Here is a 19,338-nt window from a genome sequence, read left to right as displayed (position 1 = left end):
CAGGCCACAGTGCCGGCCCATGACGCAGACACCCACATCCCACGCCCCCGTGCCGGGGCAGGCAGAAGCCCGGTTCACCATCCCCGCGAAGCACCCGATGGTCATGGTGCTGGGTTCCGGTGACGCCCTGCTGCGCGTGATCGAGCAGGGGTTCCCGACGACGGACATCCATGTGCGGGGCAACCAGATCAGCGCGATCGGTGACGCGCAGGAAGTCGCGCTGGTACAGCGCCTGTTCGACGAGATGATGCTGGTGCTCCGCACCGGTCAGCCGATGACGGAGGACGCGGTGGAACGCTCGATCGCCATGCTGCGCGAGGAGAACGGCGAGGGAGGGACGGCGGTCGAGACCCCGTCCGAGGTGCTCACGCAGAACATCCTCTCCAGCCGGGGACGCACGATCCGACCCAAGACGCTCAACCAGAAGCGGTACGTCGACGCGATCGACAAGCACACGATCGTCTTCGGCATCGGACCCGCCGGCACCGGCAAGACCTATCTCGCCATGGCGAAGGCGGTCCAGGCCCTGCAGTCCAAGCAGGTCAACCGGATCATCCTGACCCGGCCCGCCGTCGAGGCGGGCGAGCGGCTCGGTTTCCTGCCCGGCACGCTCTACGAGAAGATCGACCCGTACCTGCGGCCGCTGTACGACGCGCTGCACGACATGCTCGACCCCGACTCGATCCCCAAGCTCATGGCGAGCGGGACGATCGAGGTCGCGCCCCTGGCGTACATGCGCGGACGCACGCTCAACGACGCGTTCATCATCCTCGACGAGGCGCAGAACACGAACCCCGAGCAGATGAAGATGTTCCTCACCCGCCTCGGCTTCGACTCGAAGATCGTCATCACCGGTGACGTCACCCAGGTCGACCTGCCGAACGGGACGAAGAGCGGTCTGCGGCAGGTCCGCGACATCCTCGACGGCGTCCCGGACGTGCACTTCTCGATGCTCACGTCGCAGGATGTCGTCCGGCACAAGCTCGTCGGCCGTATCGTCGACGCGTACGAGCAGTACGACAGCCGCAACGGGCTGCGACATTAAGCGAGAGAAGCAGAAACAGCACATGTCGATCGACGTCAACAACGAGTCCGGCACCGAGGTCGACGAGCAGGCGATCCTCGACATCGCCCGCTACGCGCTCGCGCGCATGCGCATCCACCCGCTCTCCGAGCTCTCGGTGATCGTGGTGGACGCGGAGGCCATGGAGCAGCTCCACATCCAGTGGATGGACCTGCCCGGGCCGACGGACGTCATGTCCTTCCCGATGGACGAGCTGCGCCCGCCGTCGAAGGACGACGAGGAGCCCCCGCAGGGCCTCCTCGGCGACATCGTGCTCTGCCCCGAGGTCGCCACCCAGCAGGGCAAGGACGCGCCGACGCAGCACTCCATGGACGAGGAGCTCCAGCTCCTCACCGTCCACGGGGTGCTGCACCTGCTCGGGTACGACCACGAGGAGCCGGACGAGAAGGCCGAGATGTTCGGCCTCCAGGCGGCGATCGTCGACGGCTGGCGCGCGGAGAAGGGCCTCACCGGCCCGTCCCCGGCGCCGACCGTGTCCTGACCCCGATGAACGCTTCGCTCATCCTCGGCGCGGTCGCGCTGGTCATCGTCGCCTGGCTCGCCGCCTGCGCCGAGGCCGGTCTCGCCCGCGTCTCCAGCTTCCGCGCCGCCGAGGCCGTCAGGTCCGGGCGGCGCGGGGCCGAGAAGCTCGCCCAGGTCGCCTCCGACCCGACCCGCTATCTCAACGTGGCGCTGCTCGTCCGCGTCGCCTGCGAGATGGCGGCCGGCGTCCTCGTCACGTACGCCTGCCTGGAGTCCTTCCCGGAGACCTGGGAGGCGCTGCTCGTCGCGATCGTCGTGATGGTCCTCGTCTCGTACGTGGCCGTCGGCGTCTCGCCGCGCACCATCGGCCGCCAGCACCCGCTGAACACGGCGACCGCCGCCGCGTACGTACTCCTTCCGCTGGCCCGGATCATGGGCCCGATCCCGCAGCTGCTCATCCTCATCGGCAACGCGCTGACCCCGGGCAAGGGCTTCCGCAAGGGCCCCTTCGCCTCCGAGGCCGAGCTGCGGGCCATGGTCGACCTCGCCGAGGCCGAGTCGCTGATCGAGGACGAGGAGCGCCGCATGGTGCACTCGGTCTTCGAGCTGGGCGACACCCTCGTCCGCGAGGTGATGGTGCCCCGGACCGACCTGATCTGCATCGAGCGGTACAAGACGATCCGCCAGGCCCTCACCCTCGCGCTGCGCTCCGGCTTCTCCCGGATCCCGGTCACCGGCGAGAACGAGGACGACATCGTCGGCATCGTCTACCTGAAGGACCTGGTCCGCAGGACCCACATCAACCGGGACTCCGAGTCCGACCTGGTGTCCACCGCGATGCGGCCCGCCGCCTTCGTGCCCGACACCAAGAACGCCGGCGACCTGCTGCGCGAGATGCAGCAGGAGCGCAACCACGTCGCCGTCGTCATCGACGAGTACGGCGGCACGGCCGGCATCGTCACCATCGAGGACATCCTGGAGGAGATCGTCGGCGAGATCACCGACGAGTACGACCGGGAGCTGCCGCCCGTCGAGGAGCTCGGCGACGACCGCTACCGGGTCACCGCCCGCCTCGACATCGGCGACCTCGGCGAGCTGTACGGCTTCGGTCCCGACGAGTACGACGACGAGGACGTGGAGACCGTCGGCGGTCTGCTCGCCAAGGCGCTCGGCCGCGTCCCGATCTCGGGCGCCAAGGCGGCCGTGGAGCTGCCGGACGGTCGCTCGCTGCGGCTGACGGCCGAATCGCCGGCCGGCCGCCGGAACAAGATCGTCACCGTGCTCGTGGAACCGCTCGTGGAGCCGCTGGAACCGGAGGAGAAACCGGAATGACCCCCGACGAGCTGCGCGCCTTCTGCCTGGACTTCAACGACGCGGCGGAGGAGTTCCCGTTCGGCCCGGACGTCTCCGTCTTCAAGGTCGCCGGGAAGATGTTCGCGCTCTCGTGGCTCGACGCCGAGCCGCTGCGGGTCAATCTCAAGTGCGAGCCGGACGAGGCCGTACGGCTCCGCGAGGAGCACCCGGCGGTCGCCCCCGGCTATCACATGAACAAGCGCCACTGGAACACCGTGACCGTGGGAGAGCTCCCGGACCGCATGGTCCGGGAGCTCGTCGAGGACTCGTACGACCTCGTCGTCGCCGGTCTTCCGAAGGCGGTACGGCTCCGCCTCGACCGGCCCTGACGCACGGGCGGCGCCGGGACCGGGGGTCAGGACCGGCGCCGCAGGCCGAGGGCGACCAGCACCGCCGCACCCACCACGATCGCCGCGTCGAGGGCGATGACCGTACGGACCCCGGAGAAGAGGTCCTCGCCGGTGGTCGCGAGCACCCCGAGCAGCGGGATGCCGACGGTGAGACCGACCTGCTGGGTGGTGGTGACCAGACCGGTCGCGAGCCCCTGCTCCTCGTCGCGGACGCCGGAGGTGACGGTCACGCCGTACGAGATGATCGCGCCGAGGTGCAGCATCGACGCCAGGGAGACGGCGACCGTCGCCACGACCGCGCCCGACTCCCGGCCGATCCCGAGGATCGCGGCGGTCAGCAGGCCCTGCCCGGCGAGCGAGACCACCAGGGTGCGGTGGGCGCCGAAGCGGCCGATCACCTTCGGGGTGATCATGCCGGCGAGCACCGAGAACGCGCCCTGGACGCCGAAGACGATGCCCGAGGCGAAGGCCGAGAGACCGAGGGTCTCCTGCAGGTACAGGGTCAGGACGAAGACGATCGTCGACATCATCGAGAAGGTGACCAGACCGCCCAGGTTGCCGAAGGCGACCGTACGGCGGCGCAGCACCGGCAGCGAGACCAGCGGGGACGGGTGCCGGGCCTCGATCACCCCGAAGGCCACGAGGAGCAGCACGCCGAGGGCGAGCGCCACGGGGACGTCCACGCCGCCGAAGCCGCGCTCGGCCGCCGTCGTCAGGGCGTAGATCAGGGAGAGCAGACCGCCGGTGACGGTCAGCGCGCCGGGCACGTCCAGGCGGGGCCGCTCGGGGGTGCGGGACTCGGGCAGCAGACCCGGCGCGAGCGGCAGCACGATCAGGGTGAAGACGGCGAGCAGCGCCATCGTGGAGCGCCAGCCGAGGGTGTCGGTCATGACGCCGCCGAGCACCATGCCGATGGTGAAGCCGAGGGACATCAGGGTGCCGGAGATGCCGAGCGCCCTGGCCCGCAGCGGGCCCTCGGGGAAGGCGGTGGTCAGCAGCGCCATGCCGGTCGGCACGATGGCCGCCGCGCCGAGGCCCTGGAGGGCGCGGCCGGCGAGGAAGGAGCCGGGGCTCCAGGCGAGGGTGGCGAGCAGGGAGGCCGCGCCGAAGAGCACCAGGCCGGAGAGGAAGAGCCTCTTGCGGCCGAAGAGGTCGCCGATCCGGCCGAAGAGCAGCAGGAAGCCGCCGGAGGGCAGGGCGAAGGCGGTGACCGCCCACTGGAGGGCCGACGGGTCGAAGCGGAGGTCGGCGCCGAGGACGGGCAGGGCGACGTTCAGGACGGAGAAGTCGAGCGCCACCATGAACTGGGCGGCGCACAGGACGAAGAGGACGAGCCGGTCGCGGCGGCTGAGGGCCGGGGGCGCGGCCGGGGCGGCGGAGGGGGTGGAGACGGCGGAGGCGGTGGGGGACTCGGGCTTGGTGGTCGTCGTTGCCATGCGTCCACCTTCGGCGTACGGGAACAACGCCGGGGAGCGGGAACTTATCCTGTTGGTCGCACCACCAGGCACCGCCAGCCACCGCATTGCGTCCAGGGGGAGGAAGCACACGTGGCCGTCGCTCTCGAGAGCACCAGCGCGAAGCAGCACCGACTCGGGGAACTGCGCGAGTTCCTGATGAGCCGTCGGGCCCGGGTCAGCCCGGCCGAGGCGGGACTGCCGGACGGCGGCGCGCGCCGCCGCACCCCGGGCCTGCGCCGGGAGGAGGTCGCGGTCCTCGCGGGCGTCGGCGTCTCCTGGTACCAGTGGCTGGAGCAGGGCCGGGACATCACGGTCTCCGCGCAGGTCCTCGACTCGGTCGCGCGGGTGCTGCGGCTGAGCCCCGCCGAGCGGCGCCATCTGTACGTCCTGGCGGCGCTGAACCCGCCGGCCCTGGAGGCGGCGCCGGAGGACCGGGACATGTGCCACGGCCTGCGGCGGCTCATCGACGCGTGGATGCCCTTCCCGGCGCACATCATGGACCAGTACTGGAACACCGTGATGTGGAACGACGCGGCGGCGATCGTGCTCGGGATGCGCCAGGAGATCGTGCAGAACTGCCTGATCGCGTTCTTCACGGACCCGCTGTACCGCGCGCGGTCGACGCGCTGGGAGGAGCTGGCGCCGAAGATCGTCGCGCAGTTCCGCTCGGCGTGCTCCGAGTGCCCGGACGACGAGGGCTTCCGGGCGGTGGTCGAGGAGGCCAAGGAGGCCAGCCCGGAGTTCGCGGAGCTGTGGGAGCGGCGGGACATCCTGCCCGGCGGGCAGAACCGCAAGGCGATGGAGCACCCGCTGGTCGGCACGCTGGTCGTCGAGGCCACCCAGCTGAGGGTCCCGGCCCGCCCGGACCTGGTCATCGTGATGCACACCCCGCTGCCGGAGGCGAACACGGCCGAGAAGCTGGAGTGGCTGGTGTCACCGGAGGGGCGCCGCGGGGCGATGTACCCGGTGGCGGGCTGAGGCCTGAGGTCATGCCCATGGCTGCGGGCTGCGAGCTGCGGGTCGACCCCGGAGGTCGTGGTGTTGGTCGCGGGCTGAGACCGGGATCGATCACGGGCTGAGACCCGCACCGGTCCCGCCCCGGCCCCGACCTATGCTCGGCTCATGACACTCAGCAGCGAGCACGGCGACCTCGGCGCCGAGGACCTCAAGATCATCACCCTTGCGCGGAGCGCCCGCGCCCGTAACGGCGTGCCCGAAGGTGCGGCCGTACGCGACGAGACGGGCCGCACCTATGTGGCCGGCACCGTGGAGCTGGAGTCGCTCAAGCTGAGCGCGCTGCAGACCGCCGTCGCGATGGCCGTGGCCAGCGGCGCCCAGTCCCTGGAGGCGGCGGCCGTGGTGTCGAACGCCGAGGCCGCCTCCGCCGACGACCGCGCGGCGGTACGGGACCTCGGCGGCCCCGAGACCCCGGTGCTGCTCGCCGGTCCGGACGGGCAGCTGCGCGTGGCCGTCACCGCCGGCTGAGCGACGGGATCAGGACAGCGGGGGCACGGCGACATGCCGGGCCCCCGCTGCTTTGTGTGTTTGTGAAGGATCACCGCACCTTCTCTTGCCTTCCCCGGCGGTCTGCGCGTCAATGGCAGCGGTTCGTCCGACGGACCGTCAGATCTCCATCGCTCACGCAGTGTCCGCACCCCTGCGTTCGGTATCGGAAGGGGTTCGAACTCGCCATGAGAAGCAGAAGCACCTTAGGGACCGTCGCGGTCCTCACGGGGGCGCTCGCCGCCGCCGGACTCGCCTTCGCCCCGACGGCCGGCGCCGTGTCGCCGGGCTCGGCGACGGCGACGTACGACTGCGGCACGTGGGGCAGCGGCACCGCCAACCTCACGGCCACGCAGAGCGGCACCGCGGCGACCATCACGCTCACGTCGGCCATCACGACGCCGGTCGGGGTCGGCGCCGACACGATCAGCTCCACCCTGACGATGGCCAAGGCCGGCGGCGGCACCCGGGTCTTCACCGGGAAGAAGAACCCCGCGCTGGCCGCCGGGCAGTCCGTCAAGATCGGCCCGCTGAGCGGGACCGTGGCCTCGGGTGACAGCCTCAACTCGTACTTCGCCGGGGTCGCCCTCAAGATGGTGATCTTCGGGATCACGGTGAACTGTGACGCGGTGACCTCGCAGTCGCCGGGTCCGTTCGTCTTCAGCTGAGCCCGCACCAACCGGACCGGTGTCGCCCTGGGCGGCACCGGTCTCCGTCGTGACCTGCGCAAACGTCAAGAAACCGCTGATCTTGACAGTATCTGATGGGTCATCAGTCGATGGAATTCGATTCCATTGACTTCTCTCCGCCCGCAGCCGTCAATGGCGCCCACTCATCCCTCAGGAGGGGGCACACCCATGGCACTCACCCGATCCCGGGCGGCGTCCCGAAGACGGCGCTGGACCGCCGTCCTCGGCGTCGCCGCCCTCGCGGTCGCCGGCGGAGGCGCGCTCGCGGTTCCGGCCGGCGCGGCGACCACCTCGCAGACGGTGGACTTCCAGACCCGCTGCGTCCCGCCGCCGATCGCCAACATCCCGCCCATCGAGGGCACCACCAGCGCCCAGATCACGGTCGACAAGCCCAGCCCCAAGGTCGGCGAGACCGTGACCGTCACCTACACGGTCACCAAGCCCGCCGCGTCCAACCCCGTCGACCTCGCGCTCCCGGCCGACATCCTGACGCCCAGCGGCAAGGTGGTCCTCGGCGGCGCCCAGAGCGGCACGGTCACCGTCACCGGCCCCAAGAAGAACCCGCCGGTCCCCGCCAAGGGCTCCTTCCCGGCCTTCTCCATGACGGGCACCTTCACGGCCACCGAGGCCGGCTCGATCACCCTCTCGCCCGGTGACTACAACATCCACACCAGCTACCTCATGGAGCTGGACACCCCCTGTACGGTGCTCAACCCGCCCGCCCCGGTCTCCGAGACGGTCGTCGCGAGCCCCGTGACCAGCCCCAACACCCGTACGCTCCAGCTCGACAACGCGTCCGGGGACCCCGGCGTCCGGGTCACCGTCACCGGCTCCAAGTTCACCCCGCTCACCGAGGTCACCGTCGTCGGCCGCGCCGGAGCGGCGGAGACCGCCGACCGGATGACCGTCACCACCGACAGCGAGGGCGGCTTCGCGGCGCGCCTGAAGGTCAACGACCCGACGACCACCGGGATCGTGGCGTACGAGGGCGCGGCCTGGGACGCCGAGAAGGGCGCGGGTCCCGCCGCGTACAAGGTCATCGTCCCGGCGCCGCCGAACAGCCAGACGATCACGGCGGCCGTCACCCCCGGTGAGCTGTCCATGACCCAGGCCGGGGACGCCGTCCAGCTGTCCTCCGTCGACTTCGGCGCGGGCGGCGCGGCCACCGGCGCGCTGCAGACGGTGACCGTCAAGGACTTCCGCGGCGGCCCCGCGGGCTGGTCCCTGACGGGCAAGGTCACCGACTTCACCGGCCCCGGCGGCTCCATCGGCGCCGGGAACCTGAGCTGGACCCCCGCCTGCACCGCCAAGGCCGGCAGCCCCAGCGCCTGCGCGGCCGGCTCGGCGGGACCCGTCGGCAGCGGCGGCGCGACCCTCGCCTCCACGCCGAACGGCACCCTCACGGGCGGTGAGTTCACCGTCGACGCGGGCCTCTCCCTCGACGTCCCGGCGTTCACCGCGCCCGGCTCCTACGCGGGCGTGCTCACGCTGACCCTGTCCTGACCGCCCGCGGGCCGGGCGCGCACCCGTCCGGCCCGCTCCCGTCTCCCTGTCCGCGCCAGTCCGATCGGCGCCCGAGTCCGATCCGTCACCCATCCGCACCCGTCTCCGATCCGCACCCCCGGGGGGTCCCGCACCCGTGCGCACGAAGCCGTACGTCCTCCTCCTGAGCACGCTCCTCGTGCTGCTCGGCCTCACGCCGGGCGCCCAGGCCGCCGAGAACGGCGAGTGGGCCGTCTACCCGGCCGCCTCCCGGCTCGGCGGCCGCCCGTACTTCTACCTCTCCGCCGACCCCGGCACGACGCTCACCGACCGCGTCACCGTCGCCAACAAGACCGCCGCCCCGCTCACCTTCCGGCTGTACGGCGCCGACGCCTACAACACCGACCGGGACGGCGGCTTCGCCGTCCGCACCCAGCGGGAGAAGCAGACCGGGGCCGGCGCCTGGATCAAGCCCGAGCGGACCCGGATCACCGTCCCGGCCCGCTCCGCCGTCACCGTCCCCTTCACCCTGACCGTCCCCGCCGATGCCGACCCCGGCGACCACCCCGGGGCGCTCGTCGCCCTCGACGAGCGGATCGCCCCGGGCGGCAAGGGCTCCGTCGCCGTCGGCGTCCAGCGCGCGATCGGCGCCCGCGTCTACCTCCGCGTGAACGGGCCGACCGTCCCCGCCCTCGCCGTCGAGGACGTCGCCCTCGACCAGGACCGGCCGCTCGTCCCCGGCACCCGTACGAGCAGCGCCCTCGTCTCGTACACCCTGCACAACCGGGGCAACGTCACCCTCAACCCCAAGGTCGTCCTGAAGGCCCAGGGCCTCTTCGGACGCACCCTCCTCGACCGCGACCTGGCCAGGGTCCCCGCCGAGCTGCTGCCCCGGCAGAAGATCCGGCTCACCGAGCGCTGGACCGGCTCCCCGCAGCTCGACTGGGGTGACATCACCCTCACCGCCACCGCGAAGGACGTGAAGGAGACCGGCACCGTGTCCTTCCTGGCCCTGCCCTGGCTCGTCGCCTCGGCCCTCGTCGTGGGCGGCGCGGCCGGGCTCTACGGCCTGCGGATACGCCGCCGCCGGGCACTGAGTGCGTGAGGCGGGCGCTCATCGGGGACAATGGCCCCCATGAGCGCTCGCAACCAAGAAACCGAAGCCGTCCACCGGGCCGGCTTCGCCTGCTTCGTCGGCCGCCCCAACGCGGGCAAGTCCACCCTCACGAACGCTCTGGTCGGCCAGAAGGTGGCCATCACCTCGAACCGGCCGCAGACCACCCGGCACACCGTCCGCGGCATCGTGCACCGCCCGGACGCGCAGCTGATCCTGGTCGACACCCCCGGCCTCCACAAGCCGCGCACCCTCCTCGGCGAGCGGCTCAACGACGTCGTGCGCACCACCTGGGCCGAGGTCGACGTCATCGGCTTCTGCCTGCCCGCCGACCAGAAGCTCGGCCCCGGCGACCGGTTCATCGCCAAGGAGCTCGCCGAGATCAAGAAGACCCCCAAGGTCGCGATCGTCACCAAGACCGACCTGGTCGACTCCAAGACCCTCGCCGAGCAGCTCATCGCCATCGATCAGCTCGGGCGTGAGCTCGGCATCGAGTGGGCGCAGATCGTCCCCGTCTCGGCCGTCGGCGACAAGCAGGTCCAGCTCGTCGCGGACCTGCTCATCCCGCTCCTGCCGGAGTCCCCGCCGCTCTACCCGGAGGGCGACCTCACGGACGAGCCGGAGCAGGTCATGGTCGCGGAGCTGATCCGCGAAGCCGCGCTCGAAGGCGTACGGGACGAGCTGCCGCACTCGATCGCGGTGGTCGTCGAGGAGATGATCCCGCGCGAGAACCGCCCGGCGGACCGGCCGCTGCTCGACATCCACGCGAACGTGTACATCGAGCGCCCCAGCCAGAAGGGCATCATCATCGGCCCCAAGGGCAGCCGCCTCAAGGAGGTCGGCATGAAGTCCCGCAAGCACATCGAGGCGCTCCTCGGCACGCCGGTCTTCCTCGACCTCCACGTGAAGGTCGCGAAGGACTGGCAGCGGGATCCCAAGCAGCTGAGGAAGCTCGGCTTCTAGGCAGGCGGTCTTCTGGACGATCTTCTAGGCAGTCTCCGGGGGCGCGTGTCAGCATGGCGCCGTGACAGAGATCGTCAAGGGGGGAAACCTGCCGGTCCCCGGGCAGGTGTGGCGGATCGCGGTCGTCCGGCGGGCCGCCGGTGACGGGGTGCCGGAGGTCGACGCCTCCGCGCTGCTGCTCGACGCCTCGGGCCGGGTCAGCGGCGACGGCGACCTCGTCTTCTACAACCAGCCCGCGCACGCGTCCGGCGCGGTGCGCCTGCTCGGGCAGGTGCGGGACGAGGAGACGCGGGTCGCCGACTGGCTGGAGATCGACACCACGCGCGTGGAGCCCGCCGTCCAGCGCGTCGTGATCACCGCCTCCAGCGACGACGGGACGTTCGGCCAGGTGCCGGGGCTCCACATACGGACGATCAGCGCCGGTACCGGCGAGCAGCTGGCGCTGTACGAGGTCGACGACGCGAGCACCGAGACGGCGTTCGTCCTCGGCGAGTTCTACCGGCGCGACGGGGCGTGGAAGTTCCGTGCGGTGGGCCAGGGATACGACTCCGGGCTCGTCGGCCTCGCCGAGGACTTCGGCATCGAAGGAAGAGACCCGGGGCCGGCCGCCGACGAGGCCGCCTCCATCGAAGGGGACGCGGACGAGCCCGCCTCCGTCGGCGCCCCGCCGGAGGTCATCCCCGAGGAGCTCCTGGCCAAGGTCCGGGAGGCCGAGGCCGCCGCCTCAGCCCCGATTCCGGCGCAGGTTCCCGTACAGGGCCCCGCACGGATCGGCCCGCAATCGGACATCGAGCTCTTCGGCGGGGACTTCCCGGAGTTCGTCCGCAGCGGCTCGGGCAAGGCTGATGTCACCGTCGACGCGCCCGTACCGCCCGGCTTCGTCCTGGTCGACTGCGAACGGAGGGGCGACGGCTACTTCTCGGTGCACGCCATCGGCGAGGACGGCGAGAACGGCGACCTGCTCGCCAACACGACCCTGGAGGACTTCCAGGGCCGGGCGCTGCTCCGGTACGGCGGCCGGAGTCCGCTCCGCCTGCGCGTCAACGGTGTGGGCCGCAGGTGGACGGTCGCGGTCCGCCCGGTGAGCGCCGTGGACGAACTCGGCCGCCGCGCCGAGGGACGGGGCGCCGACGTGCTGCTTCACACGGGCCCCGCCGCCGAGCTCTTCGCCCGGCTGCGCCCGTACGACGGGCACGCCCTCTTCCAGGTGCGGGGCTACGAGCCAGGGAGCCGCGACCACCACCTGCTCGCCAACGAGGCGAGCAGGCGCCCGAGGTCCACGCGGCCGCTGTCGGCCGGTCCCCTGCTGGTGGCGGTCGGAGCCTCCGAAGGGGACTGGACCCTGGAGGTCCGGCCGCGGAAGCAGAGCAGGTTCTGGCGCCGCGCTCGCTAGCGCTTACGCGCCTTCCTTGAGGACCCTCGTCACGAGGGTCCTCTGGGCGTCCGTGAGCCGGGGGTCGCAGCACCGGACCGTGCGCCCGTCGACGGTGATCTCGTACGAGAAGCCGTCGGGCACGCCCTTGACCTCGCCGTCGCCGTCCGCGAGGACGGTGGCGGCCAGGGACTCCCACTCGGGGTCCGAGACCACCACCTCCGCCGACCGTTCGATGCCCGCGAAACCACCCGTGCGCCGCACTCGAATCCGCATGGGCCCTGTCTACCAGCCGGTCACTCGGCGGGCACCCCCACCGCCGTCCACGCCTTCAGAACGGCCTGGATCTCCTCCCCGTCGCCGTACCGCGCCTTCGCCGCCGCGACGGTGGCCCGCGCGAACTCGGAGAAGCGGGCCTCCTCGGTCAGCGTGCCGCCGGTCATCACGTCGTACCAGATCTGCCCCGCCCGCTCCCAGGCGTTCCCGCCGAGCTCGGTGGCCAGCAGGTAGAAGGCGTGGTTGGGGATGCCGGAGTTGATGTGCACCCCGCCGTTGTCGGAGCTGGTGCGCACGTAGCCGGCCATGGTCGCCGGCTGCGGGTCCTTGCCGAGGACGTCGTCGTCGTAGGCCGTGCCGGGCTCCTTCATGGAGCGCAGCGCGACCCCGTTGTCGATGGCGGGACCGAGGAGTCCGGCGCCGATCAGCCAGTCGGCCTGAGCGGCCGACTGACCGAGCGCGTACTGCTTCACGAGCGTGCCGAAGACGTCGGACACCGACTCGTTGAGCGCCCCGGACTGGCCGAAGTAGGCGAGGTTCGCGGAGTGCTGGGTGAAGCCGTGCGCGAGCTCGTGGCCGATGACGTCGACGGGGATCGTGAAGTCGAGGAACAGCTCGCCGTCGCCGTCGCCGAACACCATCTGCTCGCCGTTCCAGAACGCGTTGTCGTACTTCTCGTCGAAGTGGACACTCGCGAGGAGCGGCATGCCGGCGCCGTCGATCGAGCGGTGGCCGTAGGCCTTGGCGAACAGCTCGAAGGTCGCGCCGAGCCCGGCGTAGGCGCGGTTGACGGTGGCGTCCTTCACCGCCGCCTCCCCCTCGCCGCGCACCCGGGTGCCGGGCAGCTCCGTGCCGTGCCCGACGTCGTAGATCGTGCGCTGCGGCGTGTCGGAGGGCTCGGCGCCGGCGGGGGCGGCGGGCCCCTGCGTACGTGCCGCGCGCTGCGCCGTGTCCACCAGGAGGGTGCGCCGGGCGGCCTCGGCGATCGCCGGGTCGTCGGACTCGGAGAGCCGCTCCAGGATGTGCGGCGGGACGATCGTGCAGAAGGCAGACGAGTGCTGATTCATCCCTCGAATGTGGCACTGCGTGATGCCACTGTCACGAGGTGGGACGAGGATTGGCGAAATGGAGTGATGGGTCACCATTCGGGCTTGACGCGGCGGCCGTCCCGCATACTGAAACAGGACGTCCGCCTTCCACGGACCTGGGCTATGGTGACGCACATCATGCGTTTCGGGCTGCTTCTCCTTAGCTGCCGCGGCGAGGGCCTGTAGTCGTAGGCCGACCCCCTCCCCGCGGGACCTGGTGTTGCGTTCGACAGTCGGCCGTCCTTCTTGCTGGACCCGAGGAGCCCTACGCAATGTCTCAGTCGCCTTTCGTCAGCCGCCCGACGCCCATCACCAACGCGACCCACACGCAGCAGCCGTCCGGGATGCCGATCCACAAGTACGGCCAGTACGAGGCCGTGGTCATCCCCGACCGGACCTGGCCCGAGAAGCGCATCACCAAGGCGCCCCGCTGGCTGTCCACCGACCTGCGCGACGGCAACCAGGCCCTGATCGACCCGATGTCCCCGGCCCGCAAGCGCGAGATGTTCGACCTGCTCGTACGCATGGGCTACAAGGAGATCGAGGTCGGCTTCCCGTCCTCCGGCGAGACCGACTTCGCGTTCGTGCGCTCCATCATCGAAGAGGGCGCGATCCCGGACGACGTCACCATCTCCGTCCTGACCCAGGCCCGCGAGGACCTGATCGAGCGGACCGTGGAGTCCCTGAAGGGCGCCAAGCGCGCCACCGTCCACCTGTACAACGCCACCGCGCCCACCTTCCGCCGGGTCGTCTTCCGCGGCTCGAAGGAGCAGATCAAGCAGATCGCCGTGGACGGCACGCGCCTGGTGATGGAGTACGCGGAGAAGCTGCTGGGCCCGGAGACCACCTTCGGCTACCAGTACAGCCCGGAGATCTTTACTGACACCGAGCTGGACTTCGCCCTGGAGGTCTGCGAGGCGGTCTGTGACGTCTGGCAGCCCGGCCCGGGCCGCGAGATCATCCTCAACCTGCCCGCCACCGTGGAGCGTTCGACGCCCTCCACGCACGCGGACCGGTTCGAGTGGATGTCCCGGAACCTGACCCGCCGTGAGCACATCTGCGTCTCCGTCCACCCGCACAACGACCGCGGCACCGCCGTGGCCGCGGCCGAGCTGGCGATCATGGCCGGCGCCGACCGCATCGAGGGCTGCCTGTTCGGCCAGGGCGAGCGGACCGGCAACGTCGACCTGGTGACGCTGGGCATGAACCTGTTCTCGCAGGGCGTCGACCCGCAGATCGACTTCTCCCAGATCGACGAGATCCGCCGTACCTCCGAGTACTGCAACCAGATGGAGGTCCACCCGCGCCACCCCTACGCGGGCGACCTGGTCTACACGGCCTTCTCCGGCTCCCACCAGGACGCCATCAAGAAGGGCTTCGACGCCATGGAGGCCGACGCGGCCGCCCAGGGCAAGACCGTCGACGAGATCGAGTGGGCCGTCCCGTACCTGCCGATCGACCCGAAGGACGTCGGCCGCTCCTACGAGGCCGTCATCCGGGTCAACTCGCAGTCCGGCAAGGGCGGCATCGCGTACGTCCTGAAGAACGACCACAAGCTGGACCTGCCGCGCCGGATGCAGATCGAGTTCTCGAAGATCATCCAGCAGAAGACCGACACCGAGGGCGGCGAGGTCACGCCGGCCGCGATCTGGGCCGTCTTCCAGGACGAGTACCTGCCCAACCCCGAGAACGCCTGGGGCCGCATCCAGCTGCGCTCCGGCCAGTCGACCTCCGACACCGACGGCACGGACACGCTGACCGTCGAGGCCGTCGTCGACGGCGTCGACACCGTCCTGACCGGCTCCGGCAACGGTCCGATCTCCGCGTTCTTCGCCGCGCTGCAGGCCATCGGCGTCGACGCCCGCCTGCTGGACTACCAGGAGCACACCATGAGCGAGGGCGCCTCCGCGCAGGCCGCCTCGTACATCGAGTGCGCCATCGACGGCCAGGTCCTGTGGGGCATCGGCATCGACGCCAACACGACCCGCGCCTCCCTGAAGGCGGTCATCTCGGCGGTCAACCGCTCCGCGCGCTGACCTCCGGTCCCGGTCCGCGAGCCGCCCCGCACCCCGAGAAGGGGCGCGGGGCGGCTCGTCTTTCCGGCTGGTTCTGTGACCTGCGTCACGGTTTCAGGTTCGCTTAAGGAAGATTGCTCAGGCATGCCGGAATCGGCGTCATATGAGGTGAGTTGACGCCACATCAGCGTCTGGCGGAAGGTCGGCTCGTCCACTCGGACGCTCCCTCCCCGCACTCCCGACCTGGAGCTCGCATGCGCACGTCCGCCGCCGTGGCCGCCGTTCTCGCGGTGACCGGTGCCGCCCTCGCCTGGGCCCCCACCGCCTCCGCCACCACCACGGAGTGCGCGTCGCAGCCGCTCGGCACGGCCGGTCTGTACGCCGAGTTCGTCGAGAAGGACTCCGTCCGCCACTCGGACTCCGAGGGCGCGGTCGCGGTCGGCGGCGACGCGACCTTCGGCGACCCGAAGCAGCCCTCCGGCTTCTCCATCGGCCACAAGCTCACCGGCGCCGACCTCGCGAAGCTGCCCGGCGGCCACAGCCTCGTCGTCGGCGGCACGCTGTACGCGAACCAGGTCGTCCTGGACAACGGCACCGGCGTCGCGGGCAAGGTCGTCGACCGCTCCACGCCCGGCCAGGGCTTCGGCGTCGACGGGAACAAGGTCGCCGAAGGCGCGTCCCCGGTCGACTTCGCGAAGGAGTTCGCCCGGCTGCGGACGCTGTCCACCGGCTGGGCCGCGACGCAGCCCGACGGCACGGTCGCCGCCGCCGGCGACGGCCTCTTCCTCACCGGCACCGACAAGAAGCTCAACGTCTTCGCCGTGAACGCCGCCGACCTGGAGAAGGTCCGCGCGATCACCCTGGACGTCCCGGTCGGCTCCTCGACCCTGGTGAACGTGCTCGGCACCTCGTACGACATGAGCACCTCGGCCACCTACGGCGTCTACTACAAGAACCTCGACGGCGGCGCCCCCGTCGTCGACGACTACGCCGTCCCGCGCGACGAGTACCGCCAGATCCGCTCCCGGCTGCTGTGGAACTTCCCGCAGGCCGAGAGCGTGAGGAAGAACCACACCTCCTGGCCGGGCACGATCCTCGCCCCGAACGCCGAGGTCGAGATGGGCGGCAAGGGCATGGGTCCCGGCCACGTCAACGGCTCCGTGATCGCCGAGTCCATGACGACCGTCCCCGGCGCCGAGACCCACCAGATGACCTTCACCGGCTGCCTCCCCGGCGAGACGACGCCCGGCCCGGTCGTCACGCCCGGAACGCCCACGCCGACGGACACCCCCGTCCCCACCCCGCCGGCCACCCCCGAGCCCACCCCGAGCCAGGGCGGCGCGACGCCGGGCACCTCGGAGACCCCTGCGGCCCCGTCGTCCACCCCGGCGGCTCCGTCCCCGACCGCTCCCGGTGAGAAGACCCCGGCTCCCTCCGCCACCCCGGAGGGTGATCTCGCGACGACCGGTTCGGCCATCGGCCCCGGAGCGATCGGCGCCGCCCTGGCCGCCGTCGCCGTCGGCGGAGGCTTCCTGGCCTTCGCGAAGCGCCGCCGCCGCGCTTCCTGAGGCCTCCCGGCACGGTGACGTGTCTCGGCCATCTCCGGGGCGAAGTCCTGACGGGGTGCTGACGCCGCGTCGAGGATGTGGCTAACATCACGCCAACGCCGGCAGTGCAGCCGGGCCGTTGAGGAGGTGCGTGTGCGGTCTGCCCGGAATTCACGTGGCGGGAAAGTGGGCATCTGCGGAATCCGCACCTCCTGGAACACCGTCGGAGACGGAGAGTTCTTCTGCGAGGAGTGCGGGGGCGACCGGAACTACCGGCGGCGCACCGGCCGCCGCAGGTTCGCCGTCCTGGGTGTCCCCGTCCTGCCCCGGGGCTGTACCGGCCCCGTCGTCGAGTGCGCGGCCTGCCACACGCACTTCGGTACGGAGGCGCTCGACCACCCGACGACGAGCCGCTTCTCCGCGATGCTGCGCGACGCCGTGCACACCGTCGCCCTGGCCGTCCTCGCCGCCGGCGGCACCGACTCCCGCGAGGCCCTGGACCGGGCCGTCAGCGCGGTCCGGTCCGCCGGCTTCGCCGAGTGCACGGCCGTCCAGCTCGTCGACCTCGTCGACGCCCTGGAGGCCGACACCGGGCGCTTCATGCCCGAGGTGAACCCCGAGGGGACGCTCCTCTCGATCGAACTCCACGAGGCCCTGGAGCCGCTCACCCCGCACCTGGCGCCCGCCGGACGGGAGTCGATCCTCCTCCAGGCCGCCCGGATCGCCCTCGCGGACGGTGCGTACAGCCCGTCCGAGACGGAGGTCCTCGGCACGGTCGGCAACGCCCTGGCCCTGGCCCCGGAGGACACGGTCCGCCTCCTGGCCTCGGCCCGAACGCTGGCGTAACCACCGGGGCGCACGCCCCCGCCCGCTGCCGTTTGGGCCCGCGCCCCGCGTCCGTGTGGGCAATCGTCCCGCTGGGGCGATGGGGTCCCCCCTGCTCGAGCGAAGCCGAGAGCTTGGGGGAGGGTGGGCACACGGGACGGCGCGCTTAGCGGCGCCTCCGCGTTCCGAGCCTGGACCCGCCCCACGAGCGGACCACGGCGGGCGGGACGTCCGCCGCCGCGCCCAGTCGCTCGAACACCGCCCGCGCCGCGGACAGCTCCCGAGGGGCCGCCGCCCGGTCCACCGCCGCGACGAGCACCCGTACCCGTGCCGCCTCGTACGGCACTCCCAGCGACACCCAGCCCGCGAGCCCCCGGCGCAGGAGCCGCAGCGCGGGCTCCGGACGGCCCTCGGCCAGGGCCACCGCGCCCCGCGCCGTGTCCGCCATGGCCCGCAGCAGCGGTACGTCCCCGGCCAGCACCTCCAGTTCCGCCGCCGCGCCCGCCGCCCCCGGCACGTCACGGACCGCGAGGGCCACCTCGGTACGGGCGGCGAGCAGCCGCGCCCGGCCGAGGAGGTCGTGCCGGGGGGCGCAGGCGAGCGCGAGGCCGACGCCCGCCACCGCCGCCGCGGCCCGGCCCTGCGCGAGGCGCAGCAGCGCGAGGCCCGGCTGCGGGATACGGCCCAGCTCGTACGCGTGCGCGTACGAGACGGCGGCCTCCTCCAGGCGGCCCTGGCGCCGCTGGACGTCCCCGGCCGCGCAGTACGCGGCGGCCGCCGACCCCAGGCGGTCCACCGACACCTCCCGGCACGCCTGCCGCGCCTCCGCCTCCGCGAGCGCCCACGCCCCGAGGAGGTCGAGGACCGCGACCCGCTGGGCCCGGCAGACGCCCCGGAAGGGGTTCTCGCCGGAGGGCGTGACGCCCAGCGGCGGCGGCTCGGCGGGCCGACGGCCCGTCCACGGCGGGGAGCACCATTCCATCGCCGCGTTCGTCCATTCCACGGCGCGGGCGAGGTCCGCGGACCGCATGCTCCGGTCGATGGCCAGGCCGTACAGGAGGCCCGTGAACATGCCGCTCAGCTCGCCCGCCGTCACCGCGCGCATCGCGTCGTCGAGCCGCGCGAACCCCTCGTCACGGCGGCCCTGGGCGAGCAGGACCGAGGCCTCGGCCTGGCGACTGAGCGCGAGGAGGTCCGGGCTGCCGGAGCGGACGGCCAGCCGGGTCATGCGGCGGGCCGCCGCGCCGGCGGCCGCGCCGTCACCGCGCGCGCCGGCCTCCTCGGCGTCCGTCCAGGCGGTGAAGCACTGCTCCGGGCAGGGCGGCAGGTCGTCCAGATGGTGGTGCGCCCGGTGCAGCCAGCCGGCTGCCGCCGCGGGCCGCCCGAGGCCCTCGTACTCATGGTGCAGCCACCACGCGGCACGGCCCGCGCCCCGGTGGTCGCCGCCCGCCACGTACGCGGCGTGGGCCCGCAGCCGCGCGGCCACGGACTCGTCCACGTGCCCGGACCACCAGGCCGCGTCGGCCAGGACGTCGAGGTCGTCGGCGGTCAGGGCGCGCGTGGGATGCCGGTCGGCCTCGCGCAGCAGGACGTACGCCTCGGCCCAGGACTCCCGGGCCGCCGCTGACCGGGCCCGCTCGACGGCGGGGGCCTGCTCGACGGGGACGGCCATCGCGGCTCACTTCCCTTCCGGGTTCCTTCCAGCGTAGGAGCGGGCGGGGCCCCGGGCCCGCCGACCTCCGCCGTACCCCTCCCGTA

At 72.1% G+C, this 19,338-nt stretch carries 18 protein-coding genes; 14 read left to right on the top strand and 4 right to left on the bottom strand.

The window, feature by feature from the left end:
- Nucleotides 1-19 precede the first annotated feature (19 nt).
- The 4 genes from ACZ7HT_RS01720 to ACZ7HT_RS01705 are packed head-to-tail and all read left to right on the top strand — an operon-like array spanning nucleotide 20 to nucleotide 3,228.
- Entirely contained in the window at nucleotides 20-1,045 is a 1,026-nt protein-coding gene (locus ACZ7HT_RS01720) for a PhoH family protein (protein WP_471158643.1), read from the top strand.
- A gap of 22 nt (nucleotides 1,046-1,067) precedes the next feature.
- Nucleotides 1,068-1,565, top strand: a complete 498-nt coding sequence (gene ybeY / locus ACZ7HT_RS01715; RefSeq protein ID WP_041129173.1) for an rRNA maturation RNase YbeY — start codon at nucleotides 1,068-1,070, stop codon at nucleotides 1,563-1,565.
- Between the two features lie 5 nt (nucleotides 1,566-1,570).
- Entirely contained in the window at nucleotides 1,571-2,878 is a 1,308-nt protein-coding gene (locus ACZ7HT_RS01710; protein WP_471158640.1) for a hemolysin family protein, read from the top strand.
- Nucleotides 2,875-3,228 (top strand): MmcQ/YjbR family DNA-binding protein, encoded by a 354-nt coding sequence (locus ACZ7HT_RS01705; RefSeq protein WP_471158639.1) that lies wholly within the window; start codon nucleotides 2,875-2,877, stop codon nucleotides 3,226-3,228. The genes ACZ7HT_RS01710 and ACZ7HT_RS01705 overlap by 4 nt, the downstream gene beginning before the upstream one ends.
- A 26-nt stretch (nucleotides 3,229-3,254) precedes the next feature.
- On the opposite strand, the gene ACZ7HT_RS01700 is transcribed toward ACZ7HT_RS01705, so the two are convergent.
- Entirely contained in the window at nucleotides 3,255-4,685 is a 1,431-nt protein-coding gene (locus ACZ7HT_RS01700) for an MFS transporter (protein WP_471158637.1), read from the bottom strand.
- Between the two features lie 177 nt (nucleotides 4,686-4,862).
- Here ACZ7HT_RS01700 and ACZ7HT_RS01695 point away from each other — a divergent pair, with 177 nt between their 5' ends.
- The 7 genes from ACZ7HT_RS01695 to ACZ7HT_RS01665 all read left to right on the top strand — a co-directional run bounded on the left by ACZ7HT_RS01695 (nucleotide 4,863) and on the right by ACZ7HT_RS01665 (nucleotide 11,850).
- Nucleotides 4,863-5,684 carry a helix-turn-helix transcriptional regulator gene (locus ACZ7HT_RS01695; RefSeq protein ID WP_471159030.1) on the top strand — a complete coding sequence of 274 codons (822 nt, stop codon included), beginning with the start codon at nucleotides 4,863-4,865 and terminating at the stop codon, nucleotides 5,682-5,684.
- A 144-nt stretch (nucleotides 5,685-5,828) separates the two neighbouring features.
- Nucleotides 5,829-6,191, top strand: coding sequence for a cytidine/deoxycytidylate deaminase family protein (locus ACZ7HT_RS01690; protein WP_116161070.1), 363 nt, complete (start codon nucleotides 5,829-5,831; stop codon nucleotides 6,189-6,191).
- Between the two features lie 206 nt (nucleotides 6,192-6,397).
- Complete coding sequence (locus tag ACZ7HT_RS01685; RefSeq protein ID WP_471158634.1) at nucleotides 6,398-6,877, top strand: hypothetical protein; 480 nt, start codon at nucleotides 6,398-6,400, stop codon at nucleotides 6,875-6,877.
- Nucleotides 6,878-7,066: 189 nt separating this feature from the next.
- The gene (locus ACZ7HT_RS01680; RefSeq protein ID WP_471158632.1) at nucleotides 7,067-8,401 is read left to right on the top strand and encodes a beta-xylosidase; all 1,335 of its coding nucleotides are present in this window, start codon (nucleotides 7,067-7,069) and stop codon (nucleotides 8,399-8,401) included.
- Nucleotides 8,402-8,537: 136 nt separating this feature from the next.
- A complete protein-coding gene (locus ACZ7HT_RS01675; protein WP_471158631.1) occupies nucleotides 8,538-9,485 on the top strand; it encodes a DUF916 domain-containing protein in 948 nt (315 codons plus the stop codon).
- Nucleotides 9,486-9,506: 21 nt separating this feature from the next.
- Nucleotides 9,507-10,457, top strand: a complete 951-nt coding sequence (era, locus tag ACZ7HT_RS01670; RefSeq protein ID WP_123452163.1) for a GTPase Era — start codon at nucleotides 9,507-9,509, stop codon at nucleotides 10,455-10,457.
- Between the two features lie 61 nt (nucleotides 10,458-10,518).
- On the top strand, nucleotides 10,519-11,850 hold the full coding sequence (locus ACZ7HT_RS01665) for a TerD family protein (protein WP_471158628.1): 1,332 nt from the start codon (nucleotides 10,519-10,521) through the stop codon (nucleotides 11,848-11,850).
- A 3-nt stretch (nucleotides 11,851-11,853) separates the two neighbouring features.
- On the opposite strand, the gene ACZ7HT_RS01660 is transcribed toward ACZ7HT_RS01665, so the two are convergent.
- Nucleotides 11,854-12,105, bottom strand: a complete 252-nt coding sequence (locus tag ACZ7HT_RS01660) for a protealysin inhibitor emfourin (RefSeq protein ID WP_471158626.1) — start codon at nucleotides 12,103-12,105, stop codon at nucleotides 11,854-11,856.
- A gap of 20 nt (nucleotides 12,106-12,125) precedes the next feature.
- Nucleotides 12,126-13,172 (bottom strand): M4 family metallopeptidase, encoded by a 1,047-nt coding sequence (locus ACZ7HT_RS01655; RefSeq protein ID WP_471158624.1) that lies wholly within the window; start codon nucleotides 13,170-13,172, stop codon nucleotides 12,126-12,128.
- Nucleotides 13,173-13,465: 293 nt separating this feature from the next.
- Between ACZ7HT_RS01655 and leuA the strand changes: the two genes are divergently transcribed.
- The 3 genes from leuA to ACZ7HT_RS01640 all read left to right on the top strand — a co-directional run bounded on the left by leuA (nucleotide 13,466) and on the right by ACZ7HT_RS01640 (nucleotide 17,601).
- Nucleotides 13,466-15,229, top strand: a complete 1,764-nt coding sequence (leuA, locus tag ACZ7HT_RS01650; protein ID WP_471158622.1) for a 2-isopropylmalate synthase — start codon at nucleotides 13,466-13,468, stop codon at nucleotides 15,227-15,229.
- 233 nt (nucleotides 15,230-15,462) lie between these two features.
- Entirely contained in the window at nucleotides 15,463-16,776 is a 1,314-nt protein-coding gene (locus tag ACZ7HT_RS01645; RefSeq protein WP_471158620.1) for a choice-of-anchor A family protein, read from the top strand.
- A gap of 132 nt (nucleotides 16,777-16,908) precedes the next feature.
- The gene (locus tag ACZ7HT_RS01640; RefSeq protein ID WP_471158618.1) at nucleotides 16,909-17,601 is read left to right on the top strand and encodes a TerB family tellurite resistance protein; all 693 of its coding nucleotides are present in this window, start codon (nucleotides 16,909-16,911) and stop codon (nucleotides 17,599-17,601) included.
- 145 nt (nucleotides 17,602-17,746) lie between these two features.
- On the opposite strand, the gene ACZ7HT_RS01635 is transcribed toward ACZ7HT_RS01640, so the two are convergent.
- On the bottom strand, nucleotides 17,747-19,252 hold the full coding sequence (locus ACZ7HT_RS01635; protein ID WP_471158616.1) for a LuxR family transcriptional regulator: 1,506 nt from the start codon (nucleotides 19,250-19,252) through the stop codon (nucleotides 17,747-17,749).
- Nucleotides 19,253-19,338: the final 86 nt, after the last annotated feature.

Source organism: Streptomyces sp. NPDC037410 (assembly GCF_055602235.1).
Note: the sequence above shows the minus strand (reverse complement) of the source record. Positions and strands in the feature narration are given on the sequence as shown.

Coding starts and splice junctions, on each gene's coding strand:
- ACZ7HT_RS01720 (WP_471158643.1), top strand. CDS start 20: ATGACGCAGACACCCACATCCCACGCCCCCGTGCCGGGGCAGGCAGAA.
- ybeY (WP_041129173.1), top strand. CDS start 1,068: ATGTCGATCGACGTCAACAACGAGTCCGGCACCGAGGTCGACGAGCAG.
- ACZ7HT_RS01710 (WP_471158640.1), top strand. CDS start 1,571: ATGAACGCTTCGCTCATCCTCGGCGCGGTCGCGCTGGTCATCGTCGCC.
- ACZ7HT_RS01705 (WP_471158639.1), top strand. CDS start 2,875: ATGACCCCCGACGAGCTGCGCGCCTTCTGCCTGGACTTCAACGACGCG.
- ACZ7HT_RS01700 (WP_471158637.1), bottom strand. CDS start 4,685: ATGGCAACGACGACCACCAAGCCCGAGTCCCCCACCGCCTCCGCCGTC.
- ACZ7HT_RS01695 (WP_471159030.1), top strand. CDS start 4,863: ATGAGCCGTCGGGCCCGGGTCAGCCCGGCCGAGGCGGGACTGCCGGAC.
- ACZ7HT_RS01690 (WP_116161070.1), top strand. CDS start 5,829: ATGACACTCAGCAGCGAGCACGGCGACCTCGGCGCCGAGGACCTCAAG.
- ACZ7HT_RS01685 (WP_471158634.1), top strand. CDS start 6,398: ATGAGAAGCAGAAGCACCTTAGGGACCGTCGCGGTCCTCACGGGGGCG.
- ACZ7HT_RS01680 (WP_471158632.1), top strand. CDS start 7,067: ATGGCACTCACCCGATCCCGGGCGGCGTCCCGAAGACGGCGCTGGACC.
- era (WP_123452163.1), top strand. CDS start 9,507: ATGGCCCCCATGAGCGCTCGCAACCAAGAAACCGAAGCCGTCCACCGG.
- ACZ7HT_RS01660 (WP_471158626.1), bottom strand. CDS start 12,105: ATGCGGATTCGAGTGCGGCGCACGGGTGGTTTCGCGGGCATCGAACGG.
- ACZ7HT_RS01655 (WP_471158624.1), bottom strand. CDS start 13,172: ATGAATCAGCACTCGTCTGCCTTCTGCACGATCGTCCCGCCGCACATC.
- leuA (WP_471158622.1), top strand. CDS start 13,466: ATGTCTCAGTCGCCTTTCGTCAGCCGCCCGACGCCCATCACCAACGCG.
- ACZ7HT_RS01645 (WP_471158620.1), top strand. CDS start 15,463: ATGCGCACGTCCGCCGCCGTGGCCGCCGTTCTCGCGGTGACCGGTGCC.
- ACZ7HT_RS01635 (WP_471158616.1), bottom strand. CDS start 19,252: ATGGCCGTCCCCGTCGAGCAGGCCCCCGCCGTCGAGCGGGCCCGGTCA.